This is a genomic window from Streptosporangium sp. NPDC053982 (genome assembly GCF_055585205.1).
In genome coordinates, this window is record NZ_JBVJKQ010000001.1 from 322406 (window position 1) to 337647 (window position 15242).

13 protein-coding genes are annotated in these 15242 nt (G+C 74.1%); 7 read left to right on the plus strand and 6 right to left on the minus strand.

What is annotated here, in order from left to right:
• Positions 1-27: 27 nt before the first annotated feature.
• Entirely contained in the window at positions 28-387 is a 360-nt protein-coding gene (locus ACZ6W9_RS01465) for an STAS domain-containing protein (protein WP_362929013.1), read from the minus strand.
• 56 nt (positions 388-443) lie between these two features.
• Positions 444-2021 (minus strand): LCP family protein, encoded by a 1578-nt coding sequence (locus ACZ6W9_RS01470; protein ID WP_389958615.1) that lies wholly within the window; start codon positions 2019-2021, stop codon positions 444-446.
• 71 nt (positions 2022-2092) lie between these two features.
• Between ACZ6W9_RS01470 and ACZ6W9_RS01475 the strand changes: the two genes are divergently transcribed.
• The gene (locus tag ACZ6W9_RS01475; RefSeq protein WP_389958618.1) at positions 2093-3124 is read left to right on the plus strand and encodes a glycosyltransferase family 2 protein; all 1032 of its coding nucleotides are present in this window, start codon (positions 2093-2095) and stop codon (positions 3122-3124) included.
• Positions 3125-3221: 97 nt separating this feature from the next.
• On the opposite strand, the gene ACZ6W9_RS01480 is transcribed toward ACZ6W9_RS01475, so the two are convergent.
• On the minus strand, positions 3222-5018 hold the full coding sequence (locus ACZ6W9_RS01480) for a hypothetical protein (RefSeq protein ID WP_389958621.1): 1797 nt from the start codon (positions 5016-5018) through the stop codon (positions 3222-3224).
• 182 nt (positions 5019-5200) lie between these two features.
• The gene (locus ACZ6W9_RS01485) at positions 5201-6613 is read right to left on the minus strand and encodes a bifunctional cytidylyltransferase/SDR family oxidoreductase (protein WP_362929021.1); all 1413 of its coding nucleotides are present in this window, start codon (positions 6611-6613) and stop codon (positions 5201-5203) included.
• A gap of 154 nt (positions 6614-6767) precedes the next feature.
• Here ACZ6W9_RS01485 and ACZ6W9_RS01490 point away from each other — a divergent pair, with 154 nt between their 5' ends.
• The 6 genes from ACZ6W9_RS01490 to ACZ6W9_RS01515 all read left to right on the plus strand — a co-directional run bounded on the left by ACZ6W9_RS01490 (position 6768) and on the right by ACZ6W9_RS01515 (position 13165).
• Positions 6768-8654, plus strand: coding sequence for a CDP-alcohol phosphatidyltransferase family protein (locus tag ACZ6W9_RS01490; protein ID WP_470116534.1), 1887 nt, complete (start codon positions 6768-6770; stop codon positions 8652-8654).
• 85 nt (positions 8655-8739) lie between these two features.
• Entirely contained in the window at positions 8740-9399 is a 660-nt protein-coding gene (locus ACZ6W9_RS01495; protein WP_470116535.1) for a DUF5941 domain-containing protein, read from the plus strand.
• Between the two features lie 104 nt (positions 9400-9503).
• Positions 9504-10238 carry a phosphocholine cytidylyltransferase family protein gene (locus ACZ6W9_RS01500; RefSeq protein ID WP_470116536.1) on the plus strand — a complete coding sequence of 245 codons (735 nt, stop codon included), beginning with the start codon at positions 9504-9506 and terminating at the stop codon, positions 10236-10238.
• A 5-nt stretch (positions 10239-10243) separates the two neighbouring features.
• On the plus strand, positions 10244-11284 hold the full coding sequence (locus tag ACZ6W9_RS01505; RefSeq protein WP_389958633.1) for an iron-containing alcohol dehydrogenase family protein: 1041 nt from the start codon (positions 10244-10246) through the stop codon (positions 11282-11284).
• Positions 11262-12029, plus strand: a complete 768-nt coding sequence (locus ACZ6W9_RS01510; RefSeq protein WP_470116537.1) for a CDP-alcohol phosphatidyltransferase family protein — start codon at positions 11262-11264, stop codon at positions 12027-12029. Before ACZ6W9_RS01505 ends, ACZ6W9_RS01510 begins: the two co-directional genes overlap by 23 nt.
• Before the next feature lie 254 nt (positions 12030-12283).
• Positions 12284-13165, plus strand: coding sequence for a glycosyltransferase family 2 protein (locus ACZ6W9_RS01515; RefSeq protein WP_389958639.1), 882 nt, complete (start codon positions 12284-12286; stop codon positions 13163-13165).
• Between the two features lie 130 nt (positions 13166-13295).
• On the opposite strand, the gene ACZ6W9_RS01520 is transcribed toward ACZ6W9_RS01515, so the two are convergent.
• Both ACZ6W9_RS01520 and ACZ6W9_RS01525 read right to left on the minus strand, forming a co-directional pair.
• A complete protein-coding gene (locus tag ACZ6W9_RS01520; protein WP_389958642.1) occupies positions 13296-13940 on the minus strand; it encodes a response regulator in 645 nt (214 codons plus the stop codon).
• A gap of 71 nt (positions 13941-14011) precedes the next feature.
• Positions 14012-15235: a sensor histidine kinase gene (locus ACZ6W9_RS01525; RefSeq protein ID WP_389958644.1), complete on the minus strand. Its 1224-nt coding sequence runs from the start codon at positions 15233-15235 to the stop codon at positions 14012-14014.
• Positions 15236-15242: the final 7 nt, after the last annotated feature.

The following is a 15242-nucleotide window of genomic DNA, read 5'->3' on the forward strand; positions in this document are numbered from 1 at the left end:
CCACCTGGCCGCTCCGGGCCGGAACGGTCAGGCGGCGGCCTCGTAGGCCTCCCGCAGAGAGGAGCGGGTCTCGAAATAACGATCCAAATTGGTGATCGTCAGAAGATGCGTGATCATTCCCGGCCCCACCACCAGGATCAGGCGGCCCTGTGCGTCCCTGACCCGGGCGAGCGCGCTCACCAGTACGCCCAGTCCCACGGAGTCACAGAACGGCACCTGCGTCAGATCCATCACCAGGCAGGGGCGGCCGGGGGCGTCCAGGACGCGGTCCACCTCGGCTCGCAGCCGGGGTGCGACCGCCATGTCCAGCTCGCCCGCCGCCCGCACCACCGCGCACGGCCCCTGGTGCCAGCTCTCCACCTCGAACGTCGGATTCGAAAGAACCACGGTCATCACCTCCGTGCCTGGTTCCTGCCCTCGGAGGTGTTTTTCATGTAGAGAAATTACTTTTTACAGATGTTCTCCGTTGCGGTCTTCGCCATCGGAGTGGCGACGGGCGCCGGCGTCGCCGACGGCCCGGCGGAGGGTCCCGCGGAGGAGGTGGCGGACGGCGCCGCGGTCTCGTCGACGGTGACCTTCCGGACCCCCGGGTACCGACGGCCGATGACGACCTCGACCCGGCCGCCGAGATCGTCCACCTGGCGCGTCTCGGCCCCGTGCAGGGCGGCGGCCACGGTCCGGGCCGAGTCCTCACGGCCGGGACCGTACCGGACCACCGTCCTGTCGTGGTCCTTCTCCGGGGTGTTGCCGGCGGCGTCGGGGACCGTGAAGCCGGCCCGCTGCAGCTCGCCCCTGACCCGCGCGCCGAGGCCCGTGGTCGTGGTGCCGTTGAGCACCCTGACGGAGATCCGCGAGGGCGGCACGGTCAGCGCGCCGGCCGTGGGCGAGGGCGTGGACGAAGGGGACGACGAGGGGGACGTGGCCGCCGTGGCCGACGCGGACGCGCTCGGGGAGGCGGGCGAGGCGGGTTTCGAGGGCCCGACGAGCGGCTCGTCGGCGGCGATCCGGCGGAACAGCTCCCCTGCCGCGTCCTTGTCCCACAGCACGGCCGACTCGCCCGTCGGGGTCCGGTAGTCGACGTCGGCGAGCGGGACGGTGGCGAAGGCGACGTCGTCGGTGGAGACGTCCTTGAGCTGCCGGGCCAGGCCGAGCAGGTCCCCGCGGAGCGCGTCGTCCACCCGGAGCGTGCCGAGGGTGCTGTCGACGAACGAGACGAGCCTGGCCGGGTTGGTCAGCGTGCCGCCGCTGAGGGCCTGGTGCAGCAGGGCCGAGATCACCTGCTGCTGACGGTCGATCCGATCGAGGTCGGAGCGGGCCGTCGCCCGGGTGCGGGCGTAGGCGAGGGCCTTGGCGCCGGGCAGCGAGTACGTCCCCGGCCGGAGGTTCAGGCCGGTCTTGGGGTCGTCGATCGGGACCGGCGTGCAGACCGAGACGCCGCCGAGCGCGTCCACCACGTCGATGAAGCCGAGCACGTTGACCTCGACGTAGTGGTTGATCGTCAGCCCGGTCACCGTCTGCACCGCGCGCACGGCGAGCTTCGGGCCGCCGAGCTGGTACGCCGCGTTGATCTTGTGGTCGCCCTTGCCGGGGATCGTCGTCCAGGTGTCGCGGGGAAGGCTGACCACGGTCGCCCTGCTGTGGTCCTCCGACAGGTGGACCACCATCATGGTGTCGGTGCGCTGCCCCGCCTCGCGGCCCAGTTTCAGCGCGTTCTGCTGCTGCCGGGTGAGGTCGTCGCGCCGGTCCACGCCGACGACGAGGATGTTCATCGCGCCGGTGGACCGCGACCCCGCCACCCCCGCGTCGACCGCCTGGATCTTGCCGGCGGCGTAGTTCGGCAGCGCCCACATCACCCCGGAGCCGCCCAGCACCAGGGACGACAGCGCGCCCGCGACGAGCAGGCCGCGCCGCCGGGACCGCGCCCTCCCGGACGACCGGCGCTCACGCCGGGGGGCCAGCCGTACCTTGCCGTAGGCGTCACCGCCGACCTGCACACCCGAGTCGTCTTCCGGGTCGCGCATCCATGGCCCCCTAGGCTCCGGCTCGGCTGGGTCGATGAGCTACCGGTTCGTACAGTAGCGTGAGCCCCGCCATGAAGCAGTTTCCCGACTCGCCCGCGCCGGCGTCGTCCCCCGAGACGCGTGTCTGGCCGCCCATCTCCGTCGTCATCCCGGTGCTGAACGAGGAACGCCACCTGCGGGAGGCCGTACGGCAGGTCCTGTCGCAGCGGTACGCGGGCCCGATCGAGGTCGTGCTCGCGATCGGCCCGTCCAAGGACCGCACGCAGGAGGTCGCCGACGCGATCGCCGCCGAGGACCCCCGGGTCGTCGTGGTGCCGAACCCGACCGGCCGTACTCCCAACGCCCTCAACGCCGCCATCGCCGCCTCCCGCCACGGGATCATCGCCCGGGTGGACGGTCACGCCATGCTCCCCGACGACTACCTCAGCGTGGCCGTGGAGACCCTGGAGGAGACCGGCGCCGACAACGTCGGCGGCGTCATGGCAGCCGAGGGCGTCACGATGTTCGAGCGGGCCGTGGCCCGCGCCATGACGTCCAAGATCGGCGTCGGCGGCGCCCGGTTCCACACCGGCGGCACCGCCGGCCCGGCCGACACGGTCTACCTCGGGGTCTTCCGCCGCGAGGCCCTGGAGCGGGTCGGCGGCTACGACGAGCACTTCCAGCGCGCCCAGGACTGGGAGATGAACCACCGCATCCGCGAGACCGGCGGCCTGGTGTGGTTCCAGCCCCGGATGCGGGTCTCCTACCGGCCCAGGCCCACGGTCAAGGCCCTCGCCAAGCAGTACTTCCACTACGGCCGCTGGCGCAGGGTGGTGGCCAGGACCCACGAGGGCACCATCAACCTGCGTTACCTCGCGCCGCCGGTGGCGGTGGCGGCCATCATCGCGGGTCTCGTCGTGTCCCCGTTCTTCTGGCCCGGCCTGCTGATCCCGGGGGGTTACGCGCTGGCGATCCTGGCGGGCTCGGCCGTGACCGGCAGCGGCCTGCCGCCGGGCGCGCGGCTGCGGCTGCCCCTCGTCTACGCCACCATGCACATGTCGTGGGGCTGGGGGTTCCTGACGAGCCCCCGGCGGCTGAGCAGGCCCGGCGCCGCGTCCGGCTGAGCGGGCCCGGCCCGCGGCGGCGCGACCCGGTGGCCGGGCCGGGCCGGTCCGCGCCCGGGGTCCGGCCCCGGACGGGCGTCCGGGGCGTCCGAGCGGCTCAGCCGGACGCGCGCAGGGCCCGCTCGCAGGCGCCGTTCACCGCGTCGTTGAAGCGGGTCATGGCGTCCGGGTGGTCCGGGCCGAGCAGATAGGTCCGCAGCTTGCGCCGCGTGGCCGCCAGGGCGTCCTCCCCGCACTCCGCCATGGCCCGCAGCACGGCGGGCAGCTCCCGCAGGTCCGCCGACAGCAGGTAGCCGCCCTCGGTGCTCGGGTACCGCTCGCGGAACACCTGCTCCGCCAGCCCCGCCACGTTGGTCACCGCGTACGGCTTGCCGCTGGCGACGAAGTCCGCCACCACGCTGGAGATGTCGGCGACCAGCAGGTCCGACTGGTTGAAGCAGTCGTACAGGGCCGGTTCGGGGCCGGTGACGACCAGGTGCCTGATCGTCCCGGCGTCCCGGCGGCGGAGCCCCCCGCCCGAGGGGTGGCGGGCCATCGACCGGTGCAGCTCCGCCCGGTCCAGCAGCGCGCGGACCTGCTGGTGGGCGCGGCGCGCGGCCGGGCTGCGGTAACCGGTCAGCGGGTGCGGCTTGTAGATCACCCGGACCGCGGGGGAGCAGGCCAGCAGGGCGCGGACGATCGCCGGGCCCATCGTGGTGATCGAGGTGTGGAACAGGTCGTCGGTCCACCCCTCCCAGGTCGGCGCGTACAGCACCGTGCGGTACGGCAGGCCGGGGCCGGCGGTGCCGACCCCGCTGAGCTGGGGGCGGCCCACCTCGTGGACGTCCTCGTCGCGCACGCCCACCCTGGCCCGGAGGTAGCGGTCGCGCCCGGCCTGCCCGGCCACCCACACCTCGTCGTAGACCTTGGTGAACGGGTTGAACGACGCCTCCTTGTCGCTGTCGCCGTGGCCCACGAAGACGCTGCGCATCCCCCGGATGCGGAGCATGTGGATGTTCTTGCCGACGTTGGCCGGATACAGGCACACCCGCACCCCGGTGAGCGCCTCGAACCCCATCAGGTCGGCGGCCGAGGGGACGCACACCACGGGCAGCGAGGTCTCCCCCAGCAGGCGCAGCATCTCCCGCTCCCGCAGCACCACCACGGCCCGCCGGTCGATCCGCTCCAGCGGGCGCAGCCACATCCGGACCTGGTAGGCCGAGTCGGGGGGGCCGGAGAAGTAGAGGGCGACCTCGGGCCGGTGGGCGGCCAGGCGCTCCCCGGCGGCCCGCAGCACGGCCGCGCCGTCGCCGAGCGGCCGGACCCGGCGCAGGTGCGGCAGCAGGCACAGCGCGCCCGCGCCCGCGACGGCCAGCGCCCCCGCCGCCCCCGCGACGCCCGGCAGCGCGGTGCCGGACAGCGCGCCCAGCGCCGCGCCGCCCACCGGGAGCACGTCCAGGTACAGCGGCCGCATGCCCCGGTGGTCGGTCAGGACGCGCCACGGCGGCGGCGGGACCCGCACCGCGTCGAGGTTGCGGGTCAGCACCGGCATCCGGTTCAGGGTGCGCTGGTGGAGGATCGCCAGCCCGGCCAGCAGCCCCCGCGCGCCGTGCACCGCGAACATCCCCAGGACCAGGGCCGCGAACCAGGGCGACGCGGTGCCCGCCGTACGGGCGACCAGGACGATCACCGCCGTCTCCCGCGTCAGGAACCGGAGCGTGATGCCCAGGTGCGCCCTGGCCATCAGGTCGACCAGGGGGCGCGCCCGGTACCGCGCGACGATCTCGGCCGCGTAGGACACCGCGCACAGGGCCAGGAACAGGCGCGGCCGGGGCCACAGCGCGGTCACGAGGAGCGCCGGGTACGAGCCGAGCACGGCGGCGGCCGCCACCAGGGCGCGAAGGTCACGCTTCATCCTTAGAAGGTAACTTTGACCAGGCTGTTTGCCCTGGTAGGCGCGCTGTGCCGCGTTCCGCCGGGGTACGGCGGAAGCCTCCGGAGGCTTCCGGAAGACGCCGGAAGACCGGGACGCCGGACCTGCCGGACACGCCGGGTCCCGGGCGGCGGAGGCGCCGGGGAACCGCCGGGGACGCCGGGTCAGCCCGCGTCGACGCGGACGTCGATCACGTGCCCGGTGATGTCGGAGATCAGCACGTCCAGCGAGGTCTCGGCGACGGCGCGCGGCGACAGCAGGGTGTGCGCGGGCTCCTCGCCGAACGCGCGCACCCGCATCGGGGTGCTGGTCCGCTCGGGGTTGACGCAGTTGACCCGCACGCCGTCCTCGGCCCACTCGTCGGCCAGCGCCTGGGTCAGGTTGACCACGGCGGCCTTGGTGGAGGAGTAGAGGCTGTAGCCGGCCCGGCCCCGGGTGTAGGAGGACGAGGTGTACAGCAGCAGATGGCCCCGGGTCTCGCGCAGGTGCGGCAGGGCGGCGCGGGCGATGTTGACCGGGCCGAGGTAGTTCACCCCGACGGTCTCGGTGACCGTGGCGTCGTTCGTCTCGCCGAGGTCCCCCATGTGCAGCACCCCGGCGGTGTTGACGACGTAGTCGACCCGGCCGGTCTCCTTGGCCGCGAGGTCGAGCGCGTCGCCCACCGCCTGTGGGTCCTCCACCCGCACCCCGTTCAGCGATCGGGAGAAGGGGAACACCTGGGCGCCGTGCCGCCCGGCCAGCTCCACGACCTCGGCGCCGATGCCGTAGCTGCCGCCGAAGACCACCACGGTCCTGCCCTGGAGCGCCTGCCGGTGGGCGAAGGCGGAGTGGTGCGGGGCGGCGCCGGCGGCGAGCTGGAAGAGCTTGTCGGCGATGAACACGTCCACCGGGTGGGTGACCTTCATGTTGTGCTCGCTGCCCCGCACGATGTAGATCGGCACGTCGGGCAGATAGCGCAGCACCACGCCGCAGTCGTCGGTGGGCGGCTGCCGGTCGAAGTCGGGGTCGGCGAAGGCCCGCTCGTACGCCTCGCGGACCACCGAGAGCCGGAAGCACTGCGGCGTCTGGCCGCGCCGCAGCCGGGACCGGTCGGGGACGTCGCGGACGATCTCCCCGCGCGGGCCGGGGGCGGCCACCACGATCGTGTCGGAGCTGGGGATCGCCACGTCGACGGCCGAGTACACCTTCAGCGCCTCGACGCACTCGGTGATGATCCGCGGCTCCAGCAGCGGTCGCACGGCGTCGTGCAGCAGCACGTCGCACTCCCGCGTGCCCAGCGCCTGCAGCGCCCGCCACGTGGTCTCCGGCCGGGTCGCGCCGCCCTCCAGGACCTTGCTGACCTTGCGGAAGCCGTTGCGGGCGACGAGCCGCTCCACGTCGGCGGTGAAGCCCGGCGTCATCAGGACCACGATCTCGTCGATCTCCGGCGCCGCGTCGAACACCGACAGCGTGTGCTCCATGATCGTCTTGCCCGCGACCTTGATGAGCTGCTTGGGGGTGTTCAGGCCGACCCGCTGGCCCACCCCTCCGGCGAGGACGACGGCGACGGTGCGGAGGCGGGGTTCGAGAGCGGCCAAGGTCAGCTTCCTTCGACGGTCGGTTACCGCGAGCGTAATGGGTGCGTACCCGATCGCAGGCCGCGCTCCCGTGCTATCCGGTCAAGATCTCGCTACGCTAAGTGCGCACTCCCGATTCGCACGGTCATCCCGTCGGATACGAAGGAGCCCGGTCTTGCACGATTCCCACGCGCCCGCGCCGTCCGGCCCTCACGCGTCCGACGACCTCCCGCCCCCGTCCGGCGACGCGCCGCCCGGCGACCCGGCGTCCGGCGACGCGCCGCCCGGCGACCCGGCGTCCGGCGACGCGCCGCCCGGCGGCCTCCGCGAGCCGTACGGCGGGCCGGACGGGAGGTCGTACGGCCCGTCGTCCGGCCCTCGCGCGCCCGGCGACGCGCCGCCCGGCCGCGCGGGGAGACCCGGACGGTCCGCCCCCGGCACGGCCGCCGCCGTCGTGCTCGCCACCACCGCCGGCGCCGCGCTGCGCTGCGGCGACGGCACGCTGCTCGACCGGCTGACCGCCCAGCTCGTCGCGCTCTCCGTCGGCGAGGTCCACGTGGTGGCGCGGTCGGGCGACATCACCCGCGCGCCGGGCGGGGCCTACCTCATCGGGTCGGAGGGGTCGCACGGCCTGGCCGACGACCTGCGCCGGGTCTCCCGGGTGGCCCGCGCCGCGACCGGTCCGGTGGCCGTGCTCGCCGGTGACCTGGTGGCGCACACCGAGGCGCTGGCCGTACTCCTGTCCGCCCCGGGCGGCGGCACGACCGCGCTGGTCGTCACGGACGGTGACGACCCGGGGCCGCTGCGCCCGCCGGTCCGAGCCGAGGGCGGCAGGGTCGCCGCCGCGGGCACCTCGCTGCACGAGGTCACCGGCGCCAACGGCACCTTCCGGGGGGCGCTGCGGGTGGGCGAGGCCGACCTCGGGCGGCTGGCCGAGACCGCCGAGACGCTCGCCGATCTCGCGGAGACCGGCGCGTTCGGCGCGGCGGGCGACGCGGATGCCGGCGACCTGCTGCTGGCCGGGCTGGTCCGCTACGGCGTCCACGTCCGCGCCCGCGGGCTCGGACGGCTGCGCTGCGAGCGGGTCGCCGGGCAGGCGGACGCCGACGCGGCCGTGCGGCGGCTGCACGAGGTGGACGTGACCCACGCCCGGCTGGACGCCGCCGTCAAGGCCGACGACGGCTTCTTCGCCACCTACGCCGTGAGCTCCTGGTCCGGGCACCTCCTGCGGCCCGCCGCCGCGCTCGGGCTGACGCCGAACGCGGTCACCTGGTTCTCGGCGGGACTGGCGCTCCTGGCCGCGGCCTGGTTCTCCGCGGGCACCCGCCCGGCCCTGGTCGCCGGGGCCGTCCTGGTCTACCTGTCGTTCGTGCTCGACTGCGTCGACGGCCAGCTCGCCCGCTACACCCGGATCTTCTCCCCGGCCGGCGCGTGGCTGGACGCCATCTTCGACCGGGCCAAGGAGTACGTCGTCTACGTGGGGCTCGCCGTCGGCTACGCGGCCGGGCACGACGCGCCGGGCGGCGGCCCGGAGGGCATCTGGGCGCTGGCGGTGGCGGCGATGATCCTTCAGGCGCTCCGCCACATGATCGACTTCTCCTACGCCGGGTCGCGCGCCGACGCCGCGCGGACCCGCTCCGCCGGGCCCCGCGGAGTCCCGGCCGGCGCGTCCGGCCCGGCGGCGCGGCCGGCGCCGTCCCATTCCGTCCCGCCGGCACGCCCCGCCCCGCCGTCCGGCACCGCAGCCGGGCCTCTCGCCGGCCCGCCCGCCGATCCGGCCTCCGCCGGGCCGGAGCCGGGGGAGGGGGCGCGGGCCGTGCCGCCGGGAGGCCCGCCGCAGGGGAACCCGGTCGTGCGGCTGTCGCGGCTGCTGGAGCGGAGCTCGCCCACCCGCTGGCTGAAGAAGATCGTCGTTCTCCCCATCGGGGAGCGGATGGCGCTGATCTCGGTGACCGCCGCGCTGTTCAACGCGCGCGTGACCTTCCTCGCGCTGCTGACCTGGGGCGGCGTCGCCACCCTCTATACGCTCACCGGCCGGATCGGCAGGTCGCTGAGCAAATGATCATGAGTGACGGGCTCCGCGAGGGCACCGTCCCGCCGCCGCGCGGGGGACGGGCCGCGACGCGGGCGGTGAGGCGGGTGCGATCGTGACGACCGTGCAGATGACGACGGTGCCGCGCGGCACCCTGGTCGCCTACCGGGACGACGGGGTGCTGTCGCGGGCGATGGGCGCGCTGGTGGCCGGGCAGCTCCCGCCGCTGCCGCCCGTGCTCGCCGGCACGTTCGTCACCGCGGTGCTGCTGCTGGTCGGGGTGGCCGGCGCCGACGGCCTGGCGGTGTTCGCCCCGGCGGTGGCGCTGCTGCTGGCCGGTCCCGGCAGCTCCCACCCGCACGACGGCCGCCTCGACTGGCTGGTGCCGCCGATCCTGCGCCTCACCGAGTACGGCTTCGCGGCCGCGGTGGGGTTCGCGCACGGCGTGTCGTACTGGCTGATCTTCCTGCTGCTCGGCGCGATGGCCTTCCACCACTACGACGTCGTCTACCGGCTGCGGCAGCGGGTCTATCCGCCGTCCTGGCTGGCCACCGCCGGTTTCGGCTGGGACGGCCGCATGCTGCTGATCGCGCTGGGCGGCCTCGCCGGGCAGGTCACGCTCCTGTTCGCACTGCTCTCCCTTTACCTGTGGGGGCTCTTCGGGTGGGAGAGCGTCACCTGCTGGCTGGCCGCCTCGGGCCCCGAGGGCCCCGAGGGCCCCGAGGGTTCCAGGGGGTCCGGGACGGACGCCGGCGGGCCCGCCGGTACCGGCTGAGAAACCCCCGGTGAACCTCCGAATACACCATCGGGGCGTAAAGGCAACTAACCTTTGGGGCCAGGAGCGCCCGATGAGGGGCTCATTCGGATGAGGAGTGCACGTTGCTGGGAATGGTGCTGGCCGCCGGGGCCGGACGTCGCCTGCGGCCGTACACCGACACGCTGCCCAAGGCGCTCGTGCCGGTCGACGGCGAGACCACGATCATGGACATCTCGCTGCGGAACCTCGCGGCGGCCGACCTCCGTGACGTCGTGGTCGTCGTCGGCTACCAGGCGCAGGCCGTACACGAGCGCAAGGCCGAGCTGGAGCGGCGGCACGGCGTGAAGCTCACCCTCGTGCACAACGACAAGGCCGAGGAGTGGAACAACGCCTACTCCCTGTGGTGCGCCCGCGACTACTTCGAGCAGGGCGTGCTGCTGGTCAACGGCGACACCGTGCACCCGGTCTCCGTGGAGCACACCCTGCTGTCGGCGCCGGAGAGCAGCGACATCCTGCTCGCGGTCGACGACGTCAAGAAGCTCGCCGACGAGGAGATGAAGGTCACCCTCGGCGGAGACGGCCACCTCGCGCGGATCACCAAGCTGATGGACCCGGCCGACGCCGCCGGCGAGTACATCGGCGCGACGCTGATCCGTCCCGGCGCCGCCGGGCGGCTGTCCGACGCGCTGCGGGCCACCTTCGAGCGCGACCCGCAGCTGTACTACGAGGACGGCTACCAGGAGATGGTGAACCGCGGGGAGAAGATCGCGATCGCCCCGATCGGCGACGTCTCCTGGGTCGAGGTGGACAACCACGACGACCTGGCCAAGGCGCGGGAGATCGCGTGCCGATACTAGCCAGGATGCTCCCCGCCCCCCTGAGCATGGAGGTGCGGCGGGGGGCGATCGCCCAGCTCGGCTCGCTGCTGGCGGACAGCCGGGTGGCGACCTCCGGGCGGGTGGCGGTGGCGGTGGGCGCCGGTCAGGGCGACCGGATCACCTCGATGATCACCCCCTCCCTCGACGAGGCCCGGATCTTCCGGGTTCCCGACGGCTCGGTGGACGCCGCGGTCACGCTCGGCGCCGAGCTGCGCAAGGGCGCCTACGAGGCGGTCGTCGGCATCGGCGGCGGCAAGACCATCGACGCCACGAAGTACGCCGCGTCGCTCGCGGGCATCCCGATGGTGGCGGTGGCCACCAACCTGTCGCACGACGGGATCTGCTCGCCGGTGGCGTCGCTGACCCACGACGGCGGCAAGGGCTCCTTCGGCGTGCCGATGCCGCTGGCCATCATGGTCGACCTCGACTTCGTCCACGACGCCCCGTCGTCGCTGGTCCGCTCCGGCGTCGGCGACGTCGTGAGCAACCTGTCGGCGATCGAGGACTGGCAGCTCGGCAACACCGAGCGCGGCGAGCCGATCGACGGCGTGGCCTGCGCGATGGCCCGCACCGCGGCGGAGGCGGTGATGGGGCGGTCCGACTCGGTCGAGTCCGACGCGTTCCTGACCGTGCTGGCCGAGGCGCTCATCCTCTCGGGGATGTCGATGGTGATCGCCGGGTCGTCCCGTCCGTCGAGTGGCGGAGATCATGAGATCCTTCATGCCGTGGACCAGCTCTTCCCCGGCACCTCCAACCACGGCGAGCTCGCCGGGATAGGTGCCGCCTTCTGCTTCTTCCTGCGCGAGGACGAACGCCGGCTCGGCCAGGTCGCCGAGTGTCTGCGCGCGCACGGCCTCCCGGTCAGCCCCGCCGACGCCGGGCTGAGCGTGGAGCAGTTCACCGAGGCGGTCGTGCTGGCCCCGGCGACCCGTCCGGGCCGCTACACGATCCTTGAGCACCTGCGCCTGTCCGAGGCCGAGATCCGTGATCGGGTGGAAGATTATGTCCGGACCATCGGTCGCTGAGTTCCGCGCGGTCGCCCAGCCGCACTCGACCATGGACCGCAACAGCGGTGAGCACTGGGCCGGCGCGCTGTACATGCGCAAGCTGTCGATCTACGTCACCTGGCTGCTGGCCAAGACGCCGATCACCCCCAACCAGACCACCTGGCTGATGATCGTCACCGGGCTGCTGGCGGGCGTGGTCCTGACGGTCCCCACCCTGTGGGCCGCCGTGCTGGCCGCGCTGCTGGTCCAGCTCTACCTGCTGCTCGACTGCTCCGACGGCGAGCTGGCGCGGTGGACCGGGCGGACCTCCATCACCGGCGTCTACCTCGACCGGGTCGGCCACTACTTCGCCGAGGCGGCCATGCTCATCGGGCTGGGCTTCCGGGCGTCGGAGGTCCGCCCCGACTGGTACACCGTGCTGGGCTTCGCCGCCGCGCTCGGCGCGATCCTGATCAAGGCGGAGACCGACCTGGTGGACGTGGCGCGCGCCCGGTCCGGCCTGGTCGCGGCCACCGAGGCGTCGGCGGAGCACTTCCGCTCGCGCGGCCTGGGGATGGCCCGCAGGGCGGCCGCCGCGTTGAGGTTCCACCGGATCGTCCAGGCGGTCGAGCTGTCCCTCCTCGTGGTGGTCGCCGCGGTCTGGGACCAGCTCGCCGGCGGCCTGGCCGCGACCAGGGTGCTGACGGTGGCCTGCGTCGTGGTGGCCGTGCTGCAGATGGTGCTGCACCTGGTCAGCATCCTGGCCTCCCGGCGGCTCTCGTGAGCGGGGGGCGGCCGGGGACCGGGCGGCTGAAGGGCGGGTGCCGGGGAAGTGGACGGCACGGAACCGGACGGCGGCGCGGTGCGTCGTAGGTGCGGAGATCCGGCGTCGTTTGGCGGGTGTCCGCCGACGGTTCCGATACGCTTGTCCCCCGTACCAGAGGGCTCCAGCAATGCCACAGCCGCCCGACCCAGCAGACTCGGTGATCATGAAAGTATGCTCCGCACGTGCTCTCGACGCGTCAGGACGATGACCCGTTGAAGATTTCGTGCGTCATCCTCACCATGGGCAACCGGGTCCCCGAGCTGGGTCGTGCGGTCGAGTCCGCGCTGAACCAGGTCGACGGCGACGTCGAGGTGGTCATCGTCGGCAACGGCGCCGACGTCCCCGAGCTGCCGGTGACCGTGCCGCCGGGCTCGTCGGCGTCGATCAGGACGGTACGGCTCGGCCACAACGCCGGCATCCCGGCCGGCCGTAACCGCGGCGTCGAGGAGTGCACGGGCGACGTCGTCCTCTTCCTCGACGACGACGGCTGGTACGGCGACGCGAACGTCGTCTCCCACCTGCGTGAGCGCTTCTCCAAGGAGCACGACCTCGCGGTCGTCTCGTTCCGGGTGAAGGACCCCGACGGCGGCGTGGGGCAGCGCCGGCACGTCCCGCGGCTGCGCGCGGGCGACCCCGAGCGGTCCTCCCCGGTCACCACCTTCCTGGGTGGCGCCTGCGCCATCCGGCGGTCGGCCTTCCTGCAGGTCGGCGGTCTCCCCGAGCGGTTCTTCTACGCCCACGAGGAGACCGACCTGGCCTGGCGGCTGCTGGGGGAGGGCTACCGGATCGAGTACGACGCGCAGACCGTCATGTACCACCCGCAGGTCCCGCCGACCCGGCACGCCGACTTCTACCGCCTCAACGCGCGCAACCGCGTCTGGCTGGCCCGGCGCAACCTGCCCTGGGCGCTGGCGGTTCCGTACCTCGTCAACTGGGTCATGCTGACCCTGATCCGCGAGCGTTCCGGTACGGCGCTGCGCGCGTGGTTCCGGGGGTTCTCCGAGGGCCTGCGCGAGCCGGCCGGGGAGCGCCGTCCCATGGGCTGGAAGACGGCCTGGCGGATGCTCCGCCTGGGCCGCCCACCGATCGTCTGACCCGCGCCGGATCCGGCGGTCCGTGCGGGTTCCGGCCGGCCCGCGCCGGATCCGGGTGGAACGCCCGGAATGCTCGGCCTGGCCGTCCGCCGCCCAAGCACGCGGCAGGTGTCATTCGGGAACGCGGCGGTCAGAGCCATCCGTTGCGCTGGGCGAGGCGGGCGGCCTCGATGCGGTTGCGCGTGTGCGTCTTGCCGATCGCCGAGGACAGGTGGTTGCGCACCGTGCTCTCCGACAGGTGCAGGCGCGCCGCCAGATCGGCGATGGTGGCGCCGTCGACCGCGGCGGCGAGCACGTCGCGTTCGCGGCCGGTCAGCGGGCTCGGCCCGGCGCGCAGCGCGGCGGCCGCCAGATCCGCGTCGACGATCCGCCGTCCCGCCGCGGCGTCGCGGACCGCGGCGGCCAGCTCGTCGACCGGGCCGTCCTTGACCAGGAAGCCGGCCGCGCCCGCCTCCATGGCCCGGCGCAGGTAGCCGGGGCGGGCGAAGGTGGTGAGGATCAGCACCGCGCAGCCCGGCAGGCTCGCCCGCAGCTCTTCGATGAGGTCGAGGCCGCTGCGGCCGGGCAGCTCGATGTCGAGCAGCGCGACGTCGGGCCGCGCCGCCAGTGCCGCCGTGACGACCTCGTCCCCGCGGCCGACTCGGGCGACGACCTCCAGGTCGTCCTCCAGGCCGAGCAGCAGCGCCAGCGCGTCGAGCATCATGCCCTGGTCCTCGGCGATCAGGATCCGCAGCGCCGCGGCGTCGTCCTCCCAGGCCGAGCCGTCCCCCGCCATGGAGCCGCCGTCTCTCTGAGCCGAGCCTTCCCCCGCCGTGGCGTGGTCGTCACCCGGTGCCCTATGTCCGCTCATCGCGCGGCCGTCGCCGGGATCGCCACCGTCAGCGTGAACCGGCCGCCCGGCCGCGGACCGGCCTCGAACCCGGCGCCCGCCTCGGCCGCGCGTTCGGCGAGCCCGTGGAGCCCGTATCCCGTGCCGTCCGCCGGGGCGGGTCGGGGGCCCGGCCCGTATCCCGTGCCGTCCGCCGGGGCTGATCGGGCGCCCGGCCCGTTCCGCACGCCGGCTCCCTCCCCGTCCCGGCCGCCGGTCCCGGCCGCCGGTCGCCCGGCTCCGCCCGCCGCGTGTCCGGCCGGGGCCCCGGCCCCGTCGTTGCCGATCTCCAGCACGATCTCCCCCTCCCGGTCGGTCAGTGTGATCTCGCACCACGTGGCGTCCGCGTGACGGATCACGTTCGTCACACCCTCCCGCACGGCCCAGCCGAACAGCGTGTCGGCCGCGGGCGGCGGGCACAGGCCGCCGAGGGCGACGGAGACACGCACCCCCGCCTCCGCCAGGGCCGCGCGCGCGGCGGCCAGTTCCTCGGCGAAGCCGCGCCCGCGGTAACCCGCCACGGCCGCGCGGACCTCGGCCAGCGCCCGGCGTCCGACGGAGACGATGTCGCCGGACTGCGCCGCGGCGGCCTCCGCGTCGCGGGGAGCGAGTCTGCGTGCCGCCTCGGCCTTGACGACCATCAGTGAGAGCGTGTGTCCCAGCAGGTCGTGCAGGTCCCGGGAGAAGCGCAGCCGTTCCGCGGCGACCGCCGCGTTCGCCAGCTCCCGCCGGGTCGCGCGCAGCTCGGCGATGACGGCGAACAGCCTGAGCGTGACGTGGGTGACGAGGCCCGCGGTGAAGGTGCCCCAGGCGACGGCCGCGATGGCGTCCTCACCGCCGCCCCGCCACCAGGTGACGAGCATCGAGACGATCGTCACCGCCGCGAGCGCGACCGGCAGGACCCGCCCGCGCAGCACCACGCCGCAGGCGATGGAGAGCAGTGGGCACAGGTAGAGCCACTTGCCGCCGTGGGCCGCGCACAGGGCGAAGGTCACCGTGACCAGGACCGCGAGGAGCGGGACGGCGGCCCGGAGGCGTCCGGCGAAGGCGGCGCGGACGGCCAGCAGGTAGGCGGCGACGACCGCGGCGAGGCCGAGGACGCCGGGCCAGTCCGGGCGTCCGGCCAGCTCTCGGGCGGGGAAGTAGGCCAGCCCCGCCCAGAAGGAGAAGGCTGACGCCCCCGGCTTCCAGGACCCGTCCACGCGCACC